Below are 19,133 nucleotides of genomic sequence, written 5' to 3'. Positions count from 1 at the left end.
ACCGGACAGCGTTGTCCCCCGGGACGTCGGACCTGATCCGGACGAACCGGACACCGGTCGGCTCGCCCGGACTCGTCCGGGTTCGGGACCGGAACGCAGCACCACGCACGCCGGCCCGCCCTCGGGCGAGGACGGGCCGGCGGGGTCGACCGCGGTGGTCGACGAGGCGGGCGGCGGGCGGTCAGGAGCGGCCCGGCACCCCCCGCGGCGGGGTCGGGGCGTAGCCGCCGCGGCCCGCCTGCTCGACGAGCACCGCGACGGTCCGTGCCGGCACCGTCACCGCACCGGTCGCCCGGTCGTACCGGGTCGTGCGGACCACGTCGTCCTGCCCGCGCGCCTGCACGGGGTGCAGGGCGTACCGCCGGCCCGCGAGCGCGCCCACGGTCTGGGTGGTGGGCTCGTCGGAGGCGTTGACCACGACGAGCAGGCCGTCGAGGCGCCGGTCGACGTCGGTGCGCCACCGGTACGCCGCGGGGTCCCAGCCGCGGCGGTCCTCGACGTGCATGACCACGACGCCCGGGTCGGCGTCCGCACCGGCACCGGGGAACGTGACGCGGCTGCCGATCAGCTCGGCGGACCCCAGGTGCAGCAGGCGGGTCGAGGAGCGGATCTCGAGCAGCTCGAGCGCGGCCTCGTGCGCGGTGCCGATGTGCTCGGGGGTGGGCACGAGCGCCGGGTCGGCCAGCAGCGGCTGCTGGTACGGCCACTTGGCCTCGTTGTCCGCGGCCGGCGGCAGGCCGCGCGCGAACCCGTTGGTCTGCTGCGACCAGTCGAGCACGTTGAACCAGTCCCCGGAGTCGTAGCTGTTGCGGTCGAGGGACTTGCTGCGCAGCAGGTCGGCGCCCGCGTGCCAGAACGATGGCGTCTGCGCCAGGGCGGTCGTGGCCAGCGACACCGTGTTCATGCGGACCCGGTCGTCCATCGAGGTGCCCTGCGGCAGCTTGAGGGTCAGGTTGTCGAAGAGGGTCTCGTTGTCGTGCGCGTCGACGTAGGTGACGACCTCCTCCGGGGAGTCGGCGTACCCGGCCGGCTGGCCGTTGTAGTCGATCTCGTCGCCGGTGCGCACGGTGCCGTCGGACGTGGGCAGGGCGTAGTCGCGCAGGTTGCCGGCCAGCCCGAGGCGCAGGAGGTCGCCCTGGTGCTGGACCCGGGCGCGCTGCTCGGCGGCGGTGCCGTTGACGGGGTCGCCGTTGGGGTCGGTGAAGGCGCCGGAGCCGAAGCCCTGCACCCTCGGGTTCTCGTCGAAGGGCCCGCCGCCGCGCACGGCGTCGCGCAGCCGGTCGGAGAACGTGCCGATGCCGGTGCCGCCGAGCTGGCCCTGCGTGGCCTGCTCGAACAGCCGGTCGTCGGCGACCTCCCCGAAGTTCCAGCCCTCGCCGTACAGGTAGACCTTCGAGCCGTCGACGCCGTCGCGGCGGGGGGTCAGGTCGTCCAGGGCGGCGCGGACCTTCTCCATGGTGGTGCGGGAGTGGTGGCCCATGAGGTCGAACCGGAAGCCGTCGACCTTGTGGTCGCGGGCCCAGGTGACGACGGAGTCGACCATCATCTTCTCGGCCATGGTGTGCTCGGTGGCCACGTTCTGGCAGCAGGTCGACGTCTCGACCTGCCCGGTGGCGTTCAGCCGGTGGTAGTAGCCGGGCACGACGCGGTCGAGCACGCTGCGGGCGTCCTGGCCGCTGGCCGCGGTGTGGTTGAAGACCTGGTCGAGCACGACCTGCAGGCCGTCGGCGTGCAGGGCGCCGACCATGGTGCGGAACTCGGCCAGGCGGGCGCCGCCGGTGGCGTCGACCGCGTAGGACCCCTCGGGTGCGGTCCAGTGCCACGGGTCGTAGCCCCAGTTGAAGGCGTCGCCGGCGGCGACGGCCGTGACGCACTCCTGCTGCTTCTGCGAGTCCGGCGGCAGCGACGCCAGGTCGCACGCCGGCTCGGCCTGGGCGTCGCGGTCCTCCTCGATCGACGCGATGTCGAACGTGGGCAGCAGGTGCACGGTGGTCAGCCCGGCGTCGGCGAGGCGGCGCAGGTGGTCGCGGCCGTCGCTGCGGCGCACCGCGAACGCCCCGTAGGTGCCGCGCAGCCGCTCGGGGACGGTCGCGTCCGTGATCGAGAAGTCGCGCACGTGCAGCTCGTAGATCGTCTGCTCGACGGGCCGCACGACGGGCTGGGGCGTGCGCTCCCACTGGCGGGGGCGGTAGCGGGGGTCGTCGAGGTCGACGAGCACGCCGTGGGTGCTGTTGAGCGTGAGGGCGACGGCGTACGGGTCGGTGACCCGGTTGACCTCGACCTCGCCCGTGGTCGGCGCGTAGACCGTGACCTCCCACAGGTAGGCGGCACCCGCCCAGGCCCGGGGCCCGCTGACGGACCACGTGCCGTCCGCCCGACGCTCCGCGGCCCGACGGACCGGCTCGGCCGAGGTGTCGAGGCGCCCGCGGCGGTCGGCGGGCCACACGAGCAGGTCGACGTCCTGGGCGGTGGGCGCCCAGAGGGTCTGCGTCGGTGCCCCGCGCCGCCAGGTCGTGCCGAGGGTCGCCTCGGCGGCGTCGGCGTAGACGTCGTCGAGCACGCCGGGCACCTGCAGGCCGGTGACCGCCTGGGCGGTGCCGTCGGCCGCGCCCTGACGGACGAGCAGCTGCCCGGTGAGCAGGTCCTCGACGGTGGCGCGGTCGGCGTCCACGCGCAGCGCGAGGTACCCGGCGAGTGCCGGGAAGCGCGCCGCCTGGGCGTCGGTGAGCCCGTCGGGCAGCACGGTCAGCGGGAGCTCCTCGCCGCCGACGACCTGCCCGTCGTCGACCTCGAGCGCCGCGTCGGTCGAGCCGTGCAGCGTGAACGTCAGGTCGGCGGCGTCGGTGCCCGACGGCACGAACGCCGTGGGCCAGGCGATCGTCGACGCGTCGACCCAGTGCGCGGCGAGCTGGCCGGTGCCGGGCAGCGGCGGGTCGGTGACCTGCACCGTGAGCACGTGCGTGGTCAGGTCGTACACGAACGTCACGGGCTTGCCGCCGGGGGCGGCGAACGCGATGTTGGCGCCGTCGCGCACGCCGTCGGCGCCGTAGTTCTCGGCCCACGACAGGCCGTGCGCGACCTTGACCTCGTACGTGCCGGCGGGCAGGTCGGGAGCGGTGAACGTGGCCGTCCCGTCACCGTCGCCGTCGACGAGGGCCGCGCCCAGGCAGGCGGGGTCCCAGTCGCCGGCGCAGCCGAGCTCGCTCTGGTGCGAGCCGGGCAGCGTGATCAGGGGGCCGTCGACGGACGTCGTCACCTGGTGCGTCGTCGCGTCGTACACGAACGTCACGTCGACGGGCTCGTCCCCGGGCACCGTGTACGTGATGTTCGCCCCGCCCGGTGCACCGCCGGCGCCGTAGTTCTCGTCCCACGTGCCGCCGACGGCGACCTTGTACTCGTAGGTGCCGGGCGGCAGCGTGAACGTGCCGTGGTGCACCAGGCCGTTGAGCGTGGTCAGGCGTGCGGCCTCGCAGCCGGGCTGCCAGTCCCCCGCGCAGCCCATCGCGGCGTTGTGGCTGCCGGGCACCGTGACGACCTCGCCGCCGGGGCCCGGCGGGGGCTCGACGCCGTCGACGGCCACGCCGACGCTGCCGAAGGTCGACGCGGCGGTGCGCTGCCCGGCGGCGTCCTCGCGCACCGCCCGGTACTCGACCAGGGTGCCGGGGGCCAGGTCGCGCACGTCGTGGAACACCCGGGGCGCGGTGGTCTCGGCGGTGCCGAGGGCGGTCCAGGAGTCGTCACCGACGGTGCGCCAGGCGAACGACGTCGTGGCGTGCACGTCGTCGGGGACGTCGGCCGCCACCGGGGCCAGACCCTCGAGGGCGGCACCGGCGGCGGGCAACGCCAGGGTGATCGCGTCCCCGCCGGTCGCGACCGGGGCGTCGGCGCGCAGCACGAGGGCGCCGAGCGCGGGCAGGTCCAGCTCGACCGTGCCGTCGGCGCCGGCGGTCACGGGTGCCGCGTCGGCCGTGCCGGTGCCGCTCGTGGCCAGGAGCGGGGTGAACGTCGCCCCGGGCGTGAGCGAGTCCACCGTGACGGTCGTCGCCGCGTCGTCGTTGTTCAGGGCGACGAGGTGCTCGACGTCGTCGTCCCCGACGCGCGAGAACGCGTAGACCGCACCGTCGGCGTACCGCTCGACCTGGGCGCCGGACGTCAGCGCCGGGGTGTCCGCCCGCAGCTGCGCGAGCCGGGCGACGTGCGTGTACAGCGGGGTGTCGGTCGCGTACCGGTCCACGGCACCCGCCGGGGTGCCGTCCAGCAGCTCCTGCTCGGCGTACTCGGGCACCTGGGACGCGAACAGCGACTGCCGGGCGTCCTTGTCCTTGCCGCCGAGCGTGCCGTCGCCGACGAAGCCCTGCTCGTCGCCGTAGTAGACGACCGGCTGCCCGCGCGTGAGGTACATGAGGCTGTGCGCCAGGCCGGAGCGGCCCTGCGGGTCCTCGGTGTCCTTGACCGCGTACCCGATGCGCCCCATGTCGTGGTTGCCGAGGAAGGTCGGCAGCGCCTGCGCGTTGCTCGTCGGGGTGGTGTACAGGTCGTCGCCGGCGTACAGCGCGTGCAGCGACGACGCGCCGAACCCCCGCGCGTAGCTCGCCGCGGCGGCCTGGAACGAGAAGTCGAGGATCGCGTTCATGTCGGTGTCCCGGACGTACGGGGCCGTCAGCGCCGGGTCGGCGTCGTACACCTCGCCGAACATGAAGAAGTCGGGGTTGCCGGCGGCGGCCGCGTGCGCGGCGACCTCGGTGGTGAACGTCTCCCAGAACTCGGTGTTCACGTGCTTGACGGTGTCGATGCGGAAGCCGTCGATGCCGAGGTCGACCCAGGCCTCGTACACGTCGACGAAGCCGTCGACGACGCGCGGGTGCTCGGTCATGAGGTCGTCGAGGCCGTCGAAGTCCCCGTACGTGACCGACTCCCCCGTCCACGTCGAGTTGCCCCGGTTGTGGTAGAGCGTCGGGTCGTTCAGCCAGCCCGGGACCTTGAGGTCGGCGTCCGCCTCCGGCACGACGGGCGTGTACGGGAACGACGTCGCGGGGTCCAGCGCGGGGAAGTCCGCGCTGCCGGCCACGTCCGACGGGTCGAACGGGGTGCCGTCCGCAGCCCGGTACGGCTCGTCGGCCTGGGGCACGTACGCGTACTGGCCCTCGGCGTACGCGATCACGTCCGCCGTGTGGTTGGTGATGATGTCGAAGTACACCTTGATGCCGCGGGCGTGGGCGTCGTCGATGAGCGCCTCGAGCTCGGCGTTGGTGCCCAGGTGCGGGTCGATCTGCGTGAAGTCGGTGATCCAGTACCCGTGGTACCCGGCCGACGCGTTCGCGCCCTCGCCCTGCACGGCCCGGTTGAGGAACGACGGGGTCAGCCAGATGCCCGTGACGCCGAGGCCCTCGACGTAGTCGAGCCGCTCGCGCAGGCCGGCGAGGTCGCCGCCGTGGTAGAAGCCCTTGTCGGTCGGGTCGAGGCCCGTCGTCAGCCGGTCGCCCGTCAGGCCGCCGGTGTCGTTGGACGCGTCGCCGTTGGCGAACCGGTCGGTCATGACGAAGTAGAGCTGCTCGCCCGCGCCGGGGTCGCGCACCGGCTCGGCGACCAGGGCGGCGTCCGCGTCCGTGTACCCGCCGGCGAGGTCGTCGACCACGACGGACGTGCGGTGCGTGGCGTCGTCGTAGGTGAACGTGAGCTCGGCCGGCCCGGCGACCACCAGGGGCGTGTTGTCGGCCCCGCCGTCGGCGCCGTACGCGGCGTCCCAGGTGCCGTCGAGGGCGACCTTCCACTCCCACGCGCCCGCCGGCACCGTGAAGGTGCTGGTCCAGCGACCGGGCACGTCACCCGCGGCGAGCGCGGTGGCGGTGCAGGCCGGGTCCCAGTCGGCGCCGCAGCCGAGCTCGTCCTGCAGGCTGCCGACGAGGACGACGCCGGTCGCGTCGGCCTGCGCGGCCGTCGGCGCGAGGGCGGCGACGAGACCCGCGAGCGCGACGGCGGCGGCCGTCCCCCCGGCGACGACGCGCCGCGCCGGTCCGGGGCGCGACGGCGCGGTCGCGCCCGGGGCGGGGCGGGGGGACGGGGACGGGGACGAGCCAGGACGCACACGGACGCCGACCATCGGGACTCCTTCGTCGCGGCACGTCGTCGTGCCGGCAGGCGGGCTGTCCCGCGAACGTAACCCCTTGCATCAAGTTGCTGCAAGGAGTTCCGACAAAGTCCCTGATACCGCGCGCACAGCCGACGCACCGACGGCCCACCGCGTACGCCCAGGGGGCAGCGGGCCGGCCGACGCCCGCGCTCAGGCGTCGCGCAGCGCCTCCAGCCGCGCCGCGAGCGCCGCGTCGACCAGCCCCGCGTCGACCTCCACGACCTTGTCCCTGCTCGTCGCCCCCGCGACGAGGCTCACGTGGCGGCGGCGCAGGCCCAGGGCGTCGGCGACCGCCGCGAGCGCGGCCTCGGTCGCGGCGCCGTCGACAGCCCGCGCCTGCACCGCCACGACGAGCCGGTCGCCGTGCAGGCCCCCGACCCGGGTGCGCGACGCCCCGGGGCGCACCCGGACGGCGACCCTCACAGGCGCCGCGCGCCGCGGTGCGCCACGCGTGTCACGACCCGACCAGGCCGAGCGCGCGCACGGCCTCGCGCTCCTCGACCAGCTCCGCCACGGAGGCGTCGACCCGCTCGCGCGAGAACGCGTCGAGCTCCAGGTCCGGCACGATCGTGTACGCGCCGCCGGACGCCGTCACGGGGAACGACGACACCAGGCCCTCGGGCACGCCGTACGAGCCGTCCGAGACGACGGCGGCGGACGTCCAGTCCCCCGCCGGCGTGCCGTCCACCCAGGTGCGGACGTGGTCGATGGCCGCGTTCGCCGCCGACGCGGCCGACGAGGCCCCCCGCGCCTCGATGATCGCCGCGCCGCGCTTCGCGACCGTCGGGATGAACGTGCCGCGCACCCAGTCCTCGTCGTCGACGACGTCGAGCGCCGGGCGGCCGCCGATCGTCGCGTGCGTCAGGTCCGGGTACTGGGTGGCGGAGTGGTTGCCCCAGATCGCCAGGCGCGCGATGTCGTCGACCGCGGCACCGGTGCGCTGCCGCAGCTGCGCCACGGCCCGGTTGTGGTCGAGGCGGGTCATCGCCGTGAAGCGGTCCTTCGGCACGTCGGGGGCGTGCGCCGACGCGATGTACGCGTTGGTGTTGGCGGGGTTGCCGACGACGAGCACGCGCACGTCGTCCGACGCACCGGCGTTGATCGCGGCACCCTGCGGGCCGAAGATCCCGCCGTTCGCGCTCAGCAGGTCGCCGCGCTCCATGCCCTTCGTGCGCGGCCGCGCGCCCACGAGCAGCGCGACGTCGACCCCGTCGAACGCCGCGGTGGCGTCCGACGTGACGTCGACGCCGTCCAGCAGCGGGAACGCGCAGTCGTCGATCTCCATGGCCACGCCCGCAGCAGCCGGGACGGCCGCGGGGATCTCCAGGAGGCGCAGGCGCACGGGGCGGTCCGGGCCGAGCAGCTGCCCCGAGGCGATGCGGAAGGCGAGGGCGTAGCCGATCTGACCGGCTCCGCCGGTGACGGTGACGACGGCAGGGGTGACGGACACGGGGCGGTCTCCTTCGGTCGGCCCGGCGACCCGCGACGCGGGTCACGCGTACACCGCGAACCTACCCCCCGACCGGACGACCGCGCTGCTCAGACCCGCATCCCTGCGACGAGCCGGTCGACGTGGTGGACGATCTCCGTCGCCCCGGCGGCCGCCGCCGCGAGGTCCTCGCGCACCTGCGCCACGACCGCGACCTGCGAGCGTGCGGCCGCCTCGATCTCGTCCTGGATGGCGGCGATCCGGTCGACCGCCGAAGTGGTCTCGTCGAAGGCCTCCGCCACCTGGGCCGATCCCTGCTGCACCGCACGGACGGCGGACTCGATGGTGCCCGCCGAGTGCGCGGTGCTGGCCGCCAGCTCCTTGACCTCCCCGCTGACCACCGCGAACCCGCGCCCGGCCTCGCCGGCGCGCGCGGCCTCGATGGTCGCGTTGAGGGCGAGCATGTTGGTCTGGGCGGCGACGGCGCTGACCGAGCCGATGACCTCGGCGATGCGGCCCGCCGAGGCGTCGAGCGCGCTCATCTGCTCGCGGGAGCGGCCGGAGACCTGACGCCCGCGGTCCGCGGCCTCGGCGGCGTCCTGCGCCCGTCGGGCCACGTCCTGCGCCGCCGCGGTGAGGGAGTCGGCCCTCTGCTCGGCCGTGACCACCTGCTCCGCCGCGGTGCGCGCGACCTGCGCGATCTCGTCGGCCTGCGCGGTGAGCGAGGCGAGCAGGGTGTCGAGCCGTCGAGCGCGCTCCTCCTCCACGACGGCGGCCTCCTGCTGCGCCTGCGCCGTGGCCAGGACCGCCTCCTCGCGGGCGGCGCCTGCCGCGAGGACGGCGTCGTTGACCTCCCGCTCGGTCTGCTCGGCGAAGTGCCACAGGACGAGGATCCCGACGACCTCGACCACGACGAACGCCGCGTGCAGGGCCACGAGCCCGACCAGCGCCGCACCCGGCAGGTCGGCACCGTGGTGGGAGGCCATCTCCCCGAACACCGCGTGCGGCGCGAGGAGACCGAGGACGCCGTGGTGGACGACCACCGCCACCACCGCCCACAGCAGCGCGGACCACTGCTGGTAGAGCGCGACGAACACCAGGGCGACGAACAGGTGGAAGTGGGCGTCGACACGGCCGCCGGCGACGTGGATGGCGAGGTACGAGCACCCCATGAGCGCGACGCTCGTCAGCGCCGCCCGCGTGCCCGGCCGCGGCAGGGCACGACCCAGCACGGCGAGGACGGCGATCAGTGCGGCGGCGGCGAGCACGTGAAGGAACGGCTCGTCCGACAGCACCCCCAGGACCAGCAGGCCGACGAGGTTGAGCCACACGACGCCCTGGACGACGCGGTGCCGGGCGGCGAACGACGCGGGCGTGAGCGTGGCCCCGCGAGGCAGCCGGAGCCCGGCCGGCACGTCCGCGGACCGCGGGCGCGGGGCGCCCGGTACGGGCGAGGTCACGGTCGTCGGAGGGGTCGTGGGGTGCACGACCCCCCATCGGCACCGCACCACCCGGCTTCACCCGCCCGGGCGGGTGAAGCCGGTCCGACGACGCAGGGGCACCACCGCGGACGGTGGCGCCCCTGCGTCGGTGCGTCGTGGTCAGCCCAGGCGGGCGGCCAGGTTCTCGTCCAGCGCGGCGAGGAACTCCTCGGTCGTCAGCCACGGCTGGTCCGGGCCCACGAGGACCGCGAGGTCCTTCGTCATCTTGCCGCTCTCGACCGTCCGGACGACGACGTCCTCGAGGGTCTGCGCGAACTGCGTCACCTCGGGCGTGCCGTCGAGCTTCCCGCGGTGCTTCAGGCCGCCGGTCCACGCGAAGATCGACGCGATGGGGTTCGTCGACGTGGGGCGGCCCTGCTGGTGCTGGCGGTAGTGGCGCGTGACGGTGCCGTGCGCGGCCTCCGCCTCGACGGTCTGGCCGTCGGGGGTCATGAGGACCGACGTCATCAGGCCGAGCGAGCCGAAGCCCTGCGCCACGGTGTCGGACTGGACGTCGCCGTCGTAGTTCTTGCACGCCCAGACGTAGCCGCCCTCCCACTTCATCGCGGAGGCCACCATGTCGTCGATGAGGCGGTGCTCGTACGTGAGGCCCGCGGCGTCGAACTGCGCCTTGAACTCGGTGTCGAACACCTCCTGGAAGATGTCCTTGAAGGCACCGTCGTACGCCTTGAGGATCGTGTTCTTCGTCGAGAGGTACACCGGGTACCCGCGCTGCAGGCCGTACGCGAACGACGCGCGCGCGAAGTCGCGGATCGACTCGTTGAAGTTGTACATGCCCATCGCGACGCCGCCGCCCTCGGGCATCGTCACGACCTCGAACCGCTGCGGCTCCGAGCCGTCGGCCGGCTCGAACGTCATCGTGACCTTCCCGGCGCCGGGCACCTTGAAGTTCGTCGACTTGTACTGGTCGCCGTGCGCGTGGCGCCCGATGATGATCGGCTTGTTCCACCCCGGCACCAGGCGCGGGATGTTGCTGATGATGATCGGCTCGCGGAAGACGACGCCGCCGAGGATGTTGCGGATCGTGCCGTTCGGCGAGACCCACATCTTCTTCAGGCCGAACTCCTCGACGCGCGCCTCGTCCGGCGTGATCGTGGCGCACTTGACGCCGACGCCGTGCTCCTTGATCGCGTGGGCGGCGTCGATCGTGACCTGGTCGTCCGTCACGTCGCGGTTCTGGATCGACAGGTCGTAGTACCGCAGGTCGATGTCGAGGTACGGGTGGATCAGGCGTTCCTTGATGAACTGCCAGATGATGCGCGTCATCTCGTCGCCGTCGAGCTCGACGACGGGGCCGACGACCTTGATCTTCGCCATGCGGGAGCCTGCCTCCTGTGCCGTGGGTGTCCGGGCCAGGTTACTCGACGTCGAGAGACCTGGGGCCGGGGCCGCCGGTGCCGCGTGGTCGTGCGCCCGACGCGGGGTCGCGGCGCCGACGGGCTGTCCTGCACAGCCTGGCCTGGCATGCTGGCCCACGCACGCGCACGGACGTGTCCGCGGCGACCTCCCCCAGCGCCCGGGACGCCCGTCGCACCGACCCTTCCGACCTGACAGGACCCCCATGTCCCAGCAGAAGCCCGAGAACACCGACGCGACGCCGACCGACGCCGCACCCACGACGCCTGAGACCACGCCCTCCGCGGACGCGACGCCCGAGGTCACGGCACCCGGGGCCACGGCCGACGCGGCCCCGGCGACCGGCGCGGCACCCGCCGCCGACGCGACGCCCGCCCCCGACGCAGCGCCCGCCGCCCCGCAGGCGCCCGCCCCGGCCGTCGTGGTCGAGGAGGTCGCCGTCGTCGAGGAGGTCGTCGTCACGACCACCACGACGGACGGGCCCGGCCTGCTCGCCCGTCTGGGCGCCGAGGCGTTCGGCACGTTCCTCGTGGTGCTCGCCGGCGTGGGGATCTGGCTCTACTCGGGCTTCAGCGGCACCCAGACGACCCTGACGGTCGCGCTCGGCTTCGGCGTCGCGACCCTCGCCGCGGTCGCCACCCTCGGGCACGTCTCGGGCGGGCACGTGAACCCCGCGGTGACCCTCGGCGCCGTGCTCGCCGGCCGCACCCGGGCCCGCGACCTGCTGCCCTACTGGCTCGCCCAGGTCGCGGGCGGCGCGCTCGCCGCGGCCGTCCTGTTCCTCACGGTGCCGGCCGCGCTGCCCGCGCTGCTCAGCCAGACCGGTGAGGCCTCCGTGCGGTCGTTCGTCGGCGCCACGGCCAACGGCTTCGCCGAGAACTCCCCGCTGTCGCGGCTGTCGACCGGGTCCGCCGAGTTCGGCCTGGTGCCGGCGCTGCTCGTCGAGGTGGTGCTCACGGCCGTGCTCGTCGGCGTCGTGCTCGCCGCGACCGACCGCCGCACGCCCCGCGGGCACGCCCCGTACGCCATCGGCCTCACCTACGCCGTGCTCCTGCTCGTGGCGCTGCCCGTCACGAACGCCGGCCTGAACCCCGCGCGCTCGACGGCCGTCGCGATCTTCTCCGAGGGCTGGGCCCTGGAGCAGCTGTGGCTCTTCTGGGTCGCGCCGCTGGTCGGTGCCGCCGTCGCCGCCCTGGTGTACCGGGCGTTCGCGAGCGAGCCGCTGGAGATCGACGAGCTCGACGAGGACGACGACCTCGAGGACGCCGTCGCACGCTGACGGCTGCCGCCGGGACCACCGGCGCAGGCAGGGCCCGGGTGCACGGCACCCGGGCCCTGCCCGTGTCAGGGGAAGGTCGGGTACGGGCCCCAGGCGGGCACGATCCAGGTCAGCCCGAGCAGCACCACCGCGAACCCCGTGAGCGTGACCAGGTCGATCCAGCGCGCCCGAGGGCTGAACGCGACGGGGCCGGGCGGCGGGGACACGGCCCGCAGCACCGCACCGGCGAGGAGCACGAGCGCGAGGGCGACCGGCCCGAGGCGCGGGCTCCACAGGACCGACAGCGCGGCCGAGACGGCGACGCCGGCGCTCGACCACCACAGCGACGCGTTGCGCCCCGCCTGCAACGACGCCCGGGCGATCGCCCGCGGGTCGAGCGGCGCCTCCTCCTCGGGGACGTCCTCCGGGGCCGGGACGGCGTCCGCTGCCGGCTCGGCGTCCGGGGCGGGGTGCGGCGGCCGGGGGTCCCGCTGCGTCGTCATGCGCGCGTGTGCCTTCTGTCTGCCGGGAGGGGCGTGGTCCGCCGCAGAGACTACCGCCGCGGGCCGCCCCGGGGGCCGGGCCCGCACGCCCGGTCCCGCGGGATACCGTGACGTGCGTGACCACCCCGCCGGACGTCCTCGTCGTCGGCGCCGGGCTCGCCGCCACCCGCACCGTCGCCGCCCTGCGCGAGCACGGGTACGACGGCCACGTGCGGGTCCTCGGCGCGGAGGGCCTCGCCCCGTACGACCGCCCGCCGCTGTCCAAGCACCTGCTCGACCGCACCGGTCCGGCCTGGCTGGCAGACGAGATCGACGCCGACCTGGGCGCGCTGGCCGACGACGTGCGGCTCGCCGAGCCCGCGCGCACCCTGCGGCCCGCACCGGTCGGCACGACCGTCGTCACCGACGTCGCGGAGCACACCGCGGCCTGCGTCGTCCTGGCCACCGGCTCGGCCGCTGCCCGGCCCGCCGGGTGGGACGCGCGCACCCTGCACACCGCGCAGGACGCGGCGGGGCTGCGCGACCTCCTCGGGGCCGGGACGCGGCGGCTCGTCCTCGTGGGGGCGGGCTGGATCGGTGCCGAGGTCGCGGGCGTCGCGGCCGCGGCGGGGCACGACGTCACCGTCGTCGAGGCCGCCGACGCCCCCCTGGCCGGACCGCTCGGCGTCGAGGTGGGCGCCCTGACCCGCCCGTGGTACGCGGCCGCGGGCGTCCGCCTGCTCACGGGCGTCCGCGTCGCGGCCGTCCGCCCCGACGCCGTGACGCTCGCGGACGGGCGCACGCTGGCCGCCGACGTGGTCCTCGTGGCCGTGGGCGCCCGTCCGGCGACCGCGTGGCTGGGCGACGCGCTGCCGCGGGACGAGGGCCGGCTGCGCGTCGACGAGGCGTACCGGGTGCTCGGCCCGGACGGTCCGGTGCCGGGCCTGCACGCGGTCGGGGACGTCGCGGTGCGCCGCTCGGCCCGGTACGGGTGGGTGCCCGGCGGGCACTGGGACGCGGCGCTGCGCGGGCCCGACGTGCTCGTCCGGCACCTGCTCGGCGTGCCGGCGGACCCGGCGACGGGCGACGACCTCGTGCCCTACGCGTTCTCCACCCAGCTCGGCCACGACCTCGCCCTGCTCGGCCTCCCGTCGCCGGGCGACGTCCCGACGGTGCTGCGCGCCCCGGACGACGCCGGCTTCTCGGTGCTCTGGTCGCGGCCGGACGGGACGACCACCGCGGCGCTGGCCGCCGACCGGCCCCGCGACGTCGGAGCCGCACGGCGGCTGCTGGCCCCGGCCGCGCTGCCCCGGATCGACCCCGGGGACGCGACGAGCCTGGCCGCGCTGCGCCGCCGCTGACACCCCCGCCGGAGCTGCCGCCCCGGTGCCGCCCCGCGGGACGGCACCGGGGTCGGCGTCAGTGCGCGAAGTGGCGCGTGCCGGTCAGGTAGAGCGTGACGCCGGCGGCCTGCGCCGCGGCGACGACCTCCTCGTCCCGGACGGACCCGCCGGGCTGCACGACCGCCCGGACCCCGGCGTCGAGGAGCACCTGCAGCCCGTCGGCGAACGGGAAGAACGCGTCGGACGCGGCGACGGCGCCCCGGGCGCGCTCCGCGCCTCCGGCGTTCGCCCGCTCGACGGCCAGGCGGCACGAGTCGACACGGTTGACCTGGCCCATGCCCACCCCGACCGACGCACCGTCGTGGGCGAGCAGGATGGCGTTGGACTTGACCGCGCGCACGGCCCGCCAGGCGAACGCCAGGTCGGCGAGCGTCGCGTCGTCGGCCGCGTCGCCGGCCGCGAGCGTCCACGTCGTCGGGTCGTCGCCGGGTGCGTCGACGCGGTCCACGACCTGCAGCAGCAGACCGCCGGAGACGGGCCGCATCTCGACCGCGCCCGCGGGCGGGGCGTCCACGACGAGCAGGCGCACGTTCTTCTTCTGCTGCAGCACCGCCAGCGCGTCGTCGTCGAACCCGGGGGCGACGACGACCTCGGTGAAGACGGCGGCGATCTGCTCGGCAGCGGCGCGGGTGACCACGCGGTTCGCGGCGATGACGCCGCCGAACGCGGAGACGGGGTCGCACGCGTGGGCCTTGGCGTGCGCGTCGGCGACGTCGGCGCCCACGGCGATGCCGCACGGGTTGGCGTGCTTGACGACTGCGACCGTCGGACCGTCCTGGTCGTGCGCCGCGCGCCAGGCCGCGTCCGCGTCGACGTAGTTGTTGTAGCTCATGGCCTTGCCGTGCAGCTGCGTGGCCTGCGCGAGCCCCGCGGGGCCGTGCGCGGAGGTGTAGAGCGCCGCGCGCTGGTGCGGGTTCTCGCCGTAGCGCAGCACGTCGGCCCGCTCCCAGGTGGCGCCCACCCAGGCGGGGAAGCCGGTGCTGACGCCGTCGACCTCGTCGGTAGTCGTGGCCACGGAGCCCATCCACGAGGCGACGGCCACGTCGTAGGTCGCGGTGTGCACGAACGCCTGCGCGGCCAGCCGCGTGCGCTCGGCGAGCGTGAAGCCGCCGGCCGCGACGGCCGCGACGACCTGCTCGTACCGGTCCGGGTCGACCACGACGGCCACGCTCGGGTGGTTCTTGGCGGCGGCCCGCACCATCGACGGCCCGCCGATGTCGATCTGCTCGACGCACGCGTCGACGTCGGCGCCCGACGCGACGGTCTGCGTGAAGGGGTAGAGGTTGACCACGACGAGCTCGAACGGGGCGACGCCGAGCTCGTCGAGCTGGGCAAGGTGCTCGGGGCGACGGGTGTCGGCGAGGATCCCGGCGTGCACGCGCGGGTGCAGGGTCTTGACCCGCCCGTCGAGGCACTCGGGGAACCCGGTGAGGTCCTCCACGCGCGTGACCGGCACGCCGGCCGCGGCGACGGTCGCAGCGGTCGACCCGGTGGAGACGAGCTCGACGCCGGCCGCGTGCAGGGCGGTCGCGAGCTCGACGAGCCCGGTCTTGTCGTAGACGGACAGCAGCGCGCGGCGCACGGGGCGGCGGGTGGCGTCGGCGGTGGGCGTGGGCGCGTCGGACATGGCATCTCCCGGGGGAAGCGTCGGTCGGGGGACCCGCGCACCCAGGCGGGCGGTGCACGGTGGACCGGCTGCGGCCGCTCCCCGGTGGTTGCCTCCACCTGCGCCAGTCACGACCGGGTCGGAGTCTACCGGGACCCGCCCGCCGGTCCCCGCGCGCGGCGCCCGGACGCCCCGGTGCGGCCGTGCAGGTGAAGTCCGGCCGTGCGCGTTGTGCACGGTTCGTCCCGGGTGCACGATCGTGGACGGCCGCCCAGGGCCGGGCTGCCTCGACCTGGGGGGAACCATGTCTGCGATCGCCACCGCTCTGCTCGTGACCACGCTCGCCGTGACGGGCGCCGCCCCGCTGGCCGGGCCGCCCGGCGGCGGCACGACGGTCACGCCCCAGCAGGCCGGCGTCGTCGTCGACCTCGGCGTCGAGGAGTGCGCGTGGGACGTCAACGACCGCGGGACGGTCCTGACCACGACGCACCTCGTGCACGGCGGGCGGGTCCTGCCCCTGCCCGGCGGGCTGACGACCGCGCGGCTGATCAACGACCGCGGCCAGGTGGCCGGGACGGTCGACGGCCAGGCCGCGTTCTGGGACGGCAGCCGGCTGTGGATGGTCGGGGCCCTGGCACCGGATCACACGCTCGTCTACGTCACGGGGCTGAGCGAGCGCGGCGAGCTGGTCGGCACGTCGGCGGCGTGGGGCGGGGAGCCCGCCGCGTTCCGGTGGCGGAACGGGGTGATGACGGAGCTGGAGGGCCTCGGGGGCCGGACCGACGCGAGCGACGTGAACGACCGCGGCCAGGTCGTGGGAGCCGCGTGGGTGGGCGACACCCAGCACGCCGTGCGCTGGGAGACCGACGGCCGGCTCGTGCAGCTCGCGGGCCTCGGCGACGGGTCGGGCTCGAGCCTGGCCACGGCGGTGGACGACCGGGGGCGGGCGGCCGGCTACAGCTACCTGTCGGCCGGGTCGGGCGACGTGCGGCCGGTGCGGTGGTCGGCGACCGGCGCGGTGGCGGAGGTCGGGCCGCAGGGCGGTGCGCTGGGCGTCGTCGCGGACCTCAGCGACCGCGGCCGGGCGATCGGCTGGGTGGCCCCGCCCGGGCAGGGTCAGCAGGCCTTCGCGCAGGACTCCGGCGGCCCGGTGCGGTACGTCGACCCGGCGGCGGGCGAGGTGACGCTCATGGCGGTGAACGACGCGGGCCACGCGGTCGGCTGCCTGTTCACCGACGTCGGCGAGCGCGCGATCCTCTGGCGCTGAACGACCCGCCGGCCGTCCGGCGCGGCGGACGTCAGCGCGCGGGCGCGTCCCACGCGTCCGCGAGGTCGACGTGCAGCCCGACGCCGGCCGCGGCGGTCGCGACCGTGACGTCGAAGACCCGGTCGGGGTCCTGCCCGACGCCGCGCAGGTGGCCGAAGAGCTCGGCGGTCAGGGCTCCGAGGAGGCTGCTGAAGAGCGTGATCGACCGTACGACGTCACGCCGACGGTCCTGCGCGTCGTCGTCGGTGCCGGACAGCGCGGCGACGTCGGCGCCGTGGGCCGCGGCGAACGCGTACACGTCGTCGGTGACGAGCCCGTCGGTCGCGAACGTCGGCCCGGCCGGGCGCAGCGAGCCGTCGGCGCGTGCGGCGGCGAGCAGGCCGCTGACGACGGCCCACACGCGGGTGGCGGGCACGACGGTGTCCGCCGGGGCCGCGTAGCCGCGCACCGGCGTGCCGTAGATCAGCTCGAAGCCGCGGGGGTCGGCCAGCGCCCAGCGGCGCACGGCGCGGGCCACCTCGAGCCAGGCTCGGGCCGGTGCGTGGCCGGCGGCGTCGGAGGTGCTCGCCGCCCCTTCGCAGACGGCGCCCACGGCGTCGTAGGACTCGACGACGAGCAGGGTGAGCAGCGCGTCGCGCGAGGGGACGTACCGGTACACGGCGGAGGAGGCGAGGCCGAGGTCGCGCGCGACGGCGCGCAGCGAGAGCTCGGCGGCCCCCTCGGTGGCGAGCCGGGCGCGGGCGGCGGCGAGCAGGTCGCGCATGACCTCGGCCCGCGCTCGGTCCCGTGCCGAGACCCGCACCGAGGGCTCCGGGGCCGCGGGGGCGGCCTGCGTTCTGGGCATGCCGACATCCTCGCCGGCGAGAGCGGCGATCGCAAACGAGAGCACTGCTCTTGACAGCGCGTCGCATCCGGGCAGAGCATTGCTCACATCAGAGAGCAGTGCTCACACTCGATCGTCCGGGAGATCCTCATGGCTCGTCACGTCGTCCTCGGCAAGGGCCCCATCGGCCGCACGCTCGCCCAGCACCTCGCCGCCGCGGGGCACGAGGTGCACGTCCTGTCCCGCTCCGGTCCCCGCCCCGGCGCGCCCGGCCGGTCCGTCGTCGCCGGCGGGGGCAGCGTCACCCAGCACCGGGTCGACGGGACCGACGCCGACGCGCTCGCGCGGCACGCCCACGGCGCCGCCGCCCTGTACAACTGCGTCAACCCGGCCTACCACCGGTGGGTCAGCGACTGGCCCCCGGTCGCCGACGCCCTCCTCGCCGCCGCCGAGCGCACCGGCGCCGTGCTCGTCGTCGCCGGCAACCTCTACTCCTACGGCGCGGGCAACGAGCACATGCACGAGGACGACCCGCTGGCCACGCGCGAGACCAAGGGGCAGGTGCGGGCGCGCATGTGGGCCGACGCGCTGGCCCGCCACGACGCCGGAGCGCTGCGCGCCGTCGAGGTGCGCGGGTCCGACTACCTCGGCCCCGGCGCCGAGGCCCACGCCCACGTCGGCCCGCGCATGCTCGCCCCGCTGCTCGCCGGCAGGGTGCTGCGCCCGATCGGGTCCGCCGACCAGCCGCACACGTGGACGTACCTGCCCGACTTCGCGGCCGCGCTCGCCGCCGCTGCCGCGCTCCCCGCCGCCTGGGGCCGCCCCTGGCACGTGCCGTCGCCCGAGCCGCAGACGTACCGGCAGGTCGCCGAGCGCTTCGCCGCCGCCGCCGGGGCACCCGCACCGCGGATCTCCCCCGTCCCGCTCGCGCTCGTGCGTGCCCTCGGCGTCGCGCAGCCGATGATGCGCGAGGTGCACGCGGTCGGGTACCAGTTCACCGCGCCGTTCGTCGCGGACGACGCCGCGAGCCGCTCCGTGCTCGGCACGTCGTCCACGCCGTGGGACGACGTCGTGACGCAGACCCTGGCCGCCTACCGGCAGGACGAGCAGGCCGCCGCCTGACGCCGCGGCCCGCCCGCCATCCGCCGCGCGGCGGGCGTGGCCGGGCGGCGGCGGGCGCGGCGGGCACCGCCGCGCCTCAGGCGCCGCCGACCCGCACGTGCCGTCCGTCCACGCGCAGGCCGCCGCGCGCGACCGCCCCCACCGTCTCGACCAGCAGCGTCCGCTCCACCGCCTTGATCCGCTCGTGCAGGGCGTGCTCGTCGTCGTCGGGCTCCACGACCACCGGTGTCTGCGCGACGATGGGGCCGGAGTCCACGCCGCCATCGACGACGATGACCGTGCACCCCGTCACCTTGACCCCGTACGCCAGGGCGTCCCGGACCCCGTGCGCCCCCGGGAACGCGGGCAGCAGCGCCGGGTGCGTGTTGATCGCCCGGCCGCCGAAGCGGTCCAGGAACGCCTCGCCGACGAGCTTCATGAACCCGGCCATCACCACGAGGTCCGGCGAGAACACGGCGACCGCCTCGGCCAGCGCACGGTCCCAGGCGGCCCGGTCCGGGAAGTCCGCGAGCGCGACCACCGCCGTCGGCAGGCCGGCCGCGCGCGCCCTGTCCAAGGCGGCGACGCCCGCCCGGTCGCTGACCACGCCCACGACGCGCGCGCCGTAGGCAGGGTCCTCGTGGGCGGCGAGGAGGGCCGCGAGGTTCGAGCCGGTGCCCGAGACGAGCACCACGAGGCGGCGGGCCGTGCTCGTCGCGGGGGTCGGCGGGGGCGGCGTGGGTCGGTCGTGGCGCACGCGACCGACCCTAGCCGCC

Annotated in this window: 13 protein-coding genes; 4 read left to right on the top strand and 9 right to left on the bottom strand. The window is 75.7% G+C overall.

Annotated features, from left to right (window positions below; genetic code table 11):
- Positions 1-181: 181 nt before the first annotated feature.
- The 5 genes from pulA to FBY24_RS12765 form a co-directional block, all read right to left on the bottom strand.
- The gene (pulA, locus tag FBY24_RS12785) at positions 182-6,100 is read right to left on the bottom strand and encodes a pullulanase-type alpha-1,6-glucosidase (protein ID WP_142161080.1); all 5,919 of its coding nucleotides are present in this window, start codon (positions 6,098-6,100) and stop codon (positions 182-184) included.
- Positions 6,101-6,280: 180 nt separating this feature from the next.
- A complete protein-coding gene (locus FBY24_RS12780; protein WP_142161078.1) occupies positions 6,281-6,553 on the bottom strand; it encodes a DUF167 domain-containing protein in 273 nt (90 codons plus the stop codon).
- A 31-nt stretch (positions 6,554-6,584) separates the two neighbouring features.
- Positions 6,585-7,580 (bottom strand): malate dehydrogenase, encoded by a 996-nt coding sequence (locus FBY24_RS12775; RefSeq protein ID WP_142161076.1) that lies wholly within the window; start codon positions 7,578-7,580, stop codon positions 6,585-6,587.
- Between the two features lie 89 nt (positions 7,581-7,669).
- Positions 7,670-8,974, bottom strand: a complete 1,305-nt coding sequence (locus FBY24_RS12770) for a methyl-accepting chemotaxis protein (RefSeq protein WP_142161074.1) — start codon at positions 8,972-8,974, stop codon at positions 7,670-7,672.
- 186 nt (positions 8,975-9,160) lie between these two features.
- Positions 9,161-10,378, bottom strand: coding sequence for an NADP-dependent isocitrate dehydrogenase (locus tag FBY24_RS12765; RefSeq protein WP_142161072.1), 1,218 nt, complete (start codon positions 10,376-10,378; stop codon positions 9,161-9,163).
- Between the two features lie 244 nt (positions 10,379-10,622).
- On the opposite strand from FBY24_RS12765, the gene FBY24_RS12760 reads away from it, so the two are divergent.
- A complete protein-coding gene (locus FBY24_RS12760) occupies positions 10,623-11,696 on the top strand; it encodes an aquaporin (protein ID WP_142161070.1) in 1,074 nt (357 codons plus the stop codon).
- A gap of 65 nt (positions 11,697-11,761) precedes the next feature.
- Here the strand turns inward: FBY24_RS12760 and FBY24_RS12755 are convergent, their stop codons facing one another.
- Positions 11,762-12,178, bottom strand: a complete 417-nt coding sequence (locus tag FBY24_RS12755) for a DUF3017 domain-containing protein (protein WP_142161068.1) — start codon at positions 12,176-12,178, stop codon at positions 11,762-11,764.
- Positions 12,179-12,294: 116 nt separating this feature from the next.
- Here FBY24_RS12755 and FBY24_RS12750 point away from each other — a divergent pair, with 116 nt between their 5' ends.
- The gene (locus FBY24_RS12750; RefSeq protein ID WP_142161066.1) at positions 12,295-13,518 is read left to right on the top strand and encodes an NAD(P)/FAD-dependent oxidoreductase; all 1,224 of its coding nucleotides are present in this window, start codon (positions 12,295-12,297) and stop codon (positions 13,516-13,518) included.
- A 58-nt stretch (positions 13,519-13,576) separates the two neighbouring features.
- On the opposite strand, the gene purH is transcribed toward FBY24_RS12750, so the two are convergent.
- Complete coding sequence (purH, locus tag FBY24_RS12745) at positions 13,577-15,187, bottom strand: bifunctional phosphoribosylaminoimidazolecarboxamide formyltransferase/IMP cyclohydrolase (protein WP_142161064.1); 1,611 nt, start codon at positions 15,185-15,187, stop codon at positions 13,577-13,579.
- A gap of 283 nt (positions 15,188-15,470) precedes the next feature.
- Here purH and FBY24_RS12740 point away from each other — a divergent pair, with 283 nt between their 5' ends.
- The gene (locus tag FBY24_RS12740; RefSeq protein ID WP_160158503.1) at positions 15,471-16,433 is read left to right on the top strand and encodes a hypothetical protein; all 963 of its coding nucleotides are present in this window, start codon (positions 15,471-15,473) and stop codon (positions 16,431-16,433) included.
- Between the two features lie 31 nt (positions 16,434-16,464).
- On the opposite strand, the gene FBY24_RS12735 is transcribed toward FBY24_RS12740, so the two are convergent.
- Positions 16,465-17,277, bottom strand: a complete 813-nt coding sequence (locus tag FBY24_RS12735) for a TetR/AcrR family transcriptional regulator (protein WP_222117247.1) — start codon at positions 17,275-17,277, stop codon at positions 16,465-16,467.
- Between the two features lie 129 nt (positions 17,278-17,406).
- On the opposite strand from FBY24_RS12735, the gene FBY24_RS12730 reads away from it, so the two are divergent.
- The gene (locus tag FBY24_RS12730; RefSeq protein WP_142161060.1) at positions 17,407-18,378 is read left to right on the top strand and encodes an NAD-dependent epimerase/dehydratase family protein; all 972 of its coding nucleotides are present in this window, start codon (positions 17,407-17,409) and stop codon (positions 18,376-18,378) included.
- A 76-nt stretch (positions 18,379-18,454) separates the two neighbouring features.
- Here FBY24_RS12730 and purN read toward each other — a convergent pair whose 3' ends face one another.
- Entirely contained in the window at positions 18,455-19,114 is a 660-nt protein-coding gene (purN, locus tag FBY24_RS12725) for a phosphoribosylglycinamide formyltransferase (RefSeq protein WP_142161058.1), read from the bottom strand.
- Positions 19,115-19,133 lie beyond the last annotated feature (19 nt).

Source organism: Cellulomonas sp. SLBN-39, assembly GCF_006715865.1.
In the GTDB taxonomy this organism is placed as follows: Bacteria; Actinomycetota; Actinomycetes; order Actinomycetales; family Cellulomonadaceae; genus Cellulomonas.
The sequence above is the reverse complement of the archived record's forward strand: the minus strand, read 5'-3'. Positions and strand labels throughout refer to the sequence as shown.

What these genes read in the sequence shown, in the direction of transcription:
- FBY24_RS12760 (WP_142161070.1), top strand. Translation starts at nt 10,623, where the DNA reads ATGTCCCAGCAGAAGCCCGAGAACACCGACGCGACGCCGACCGACGCC.
- FBY24_RS12740 (WP_160158503.1), top strand. Translation starts at nt 15,471, where the DNA reads ATGTCTGCGATCGCCACCGCTCTGCTCGTGACCACGCTCGCCGTGACG.
- FBY24_RS12730 (WP_142161060.1), top strand. Translation starts at nt 17,407, where the DNA reads ATGGCTCGTCACGTCGTCCTCGGCAAGGGCCCCATCGGCCGCACGCTC.
- FBY24_RS12735 (WP_222117247.1), bottom strand. Translation starts at nt 17,277, where the DNA reads ATGCCCAGAACGCAGGCCGCCCCCGCGGCCCCGGAGCCCTCGGTGCGG.
- pulA (WP_142161080.1), bottom strand. Translation starts at nt 6,100, where the DNA reads ATGGTCGGCGTCCGTGTGCGTCCTGGCTCGTCCCCGTCCCCGTCCCCC.
- FBY24_RS12755 (WP_142161068.1), bottom strand. Translation starts at nt 12,178, where the DNA reads ATGACGACGCAGCGGGACCCCCGGCCGCCGCACCCCGCCCCGGACGCC.
- FBY24_RS12765 (WP_142161072.1), bottom strand. Translation starts at nt 10,378, where the DNA reads ATGGCGAAGATCAAGGTCGTCGGCCCCGTCGTCGAGCTCGACGGCGAC.
- purH (WP_142161064.1), bottom strand. Translation starts at nt 15,187, where the DNA reads ATGTCCGACGCGCCCACGCCCACCGCCGACGCCACCCGCCGCCCCGTG.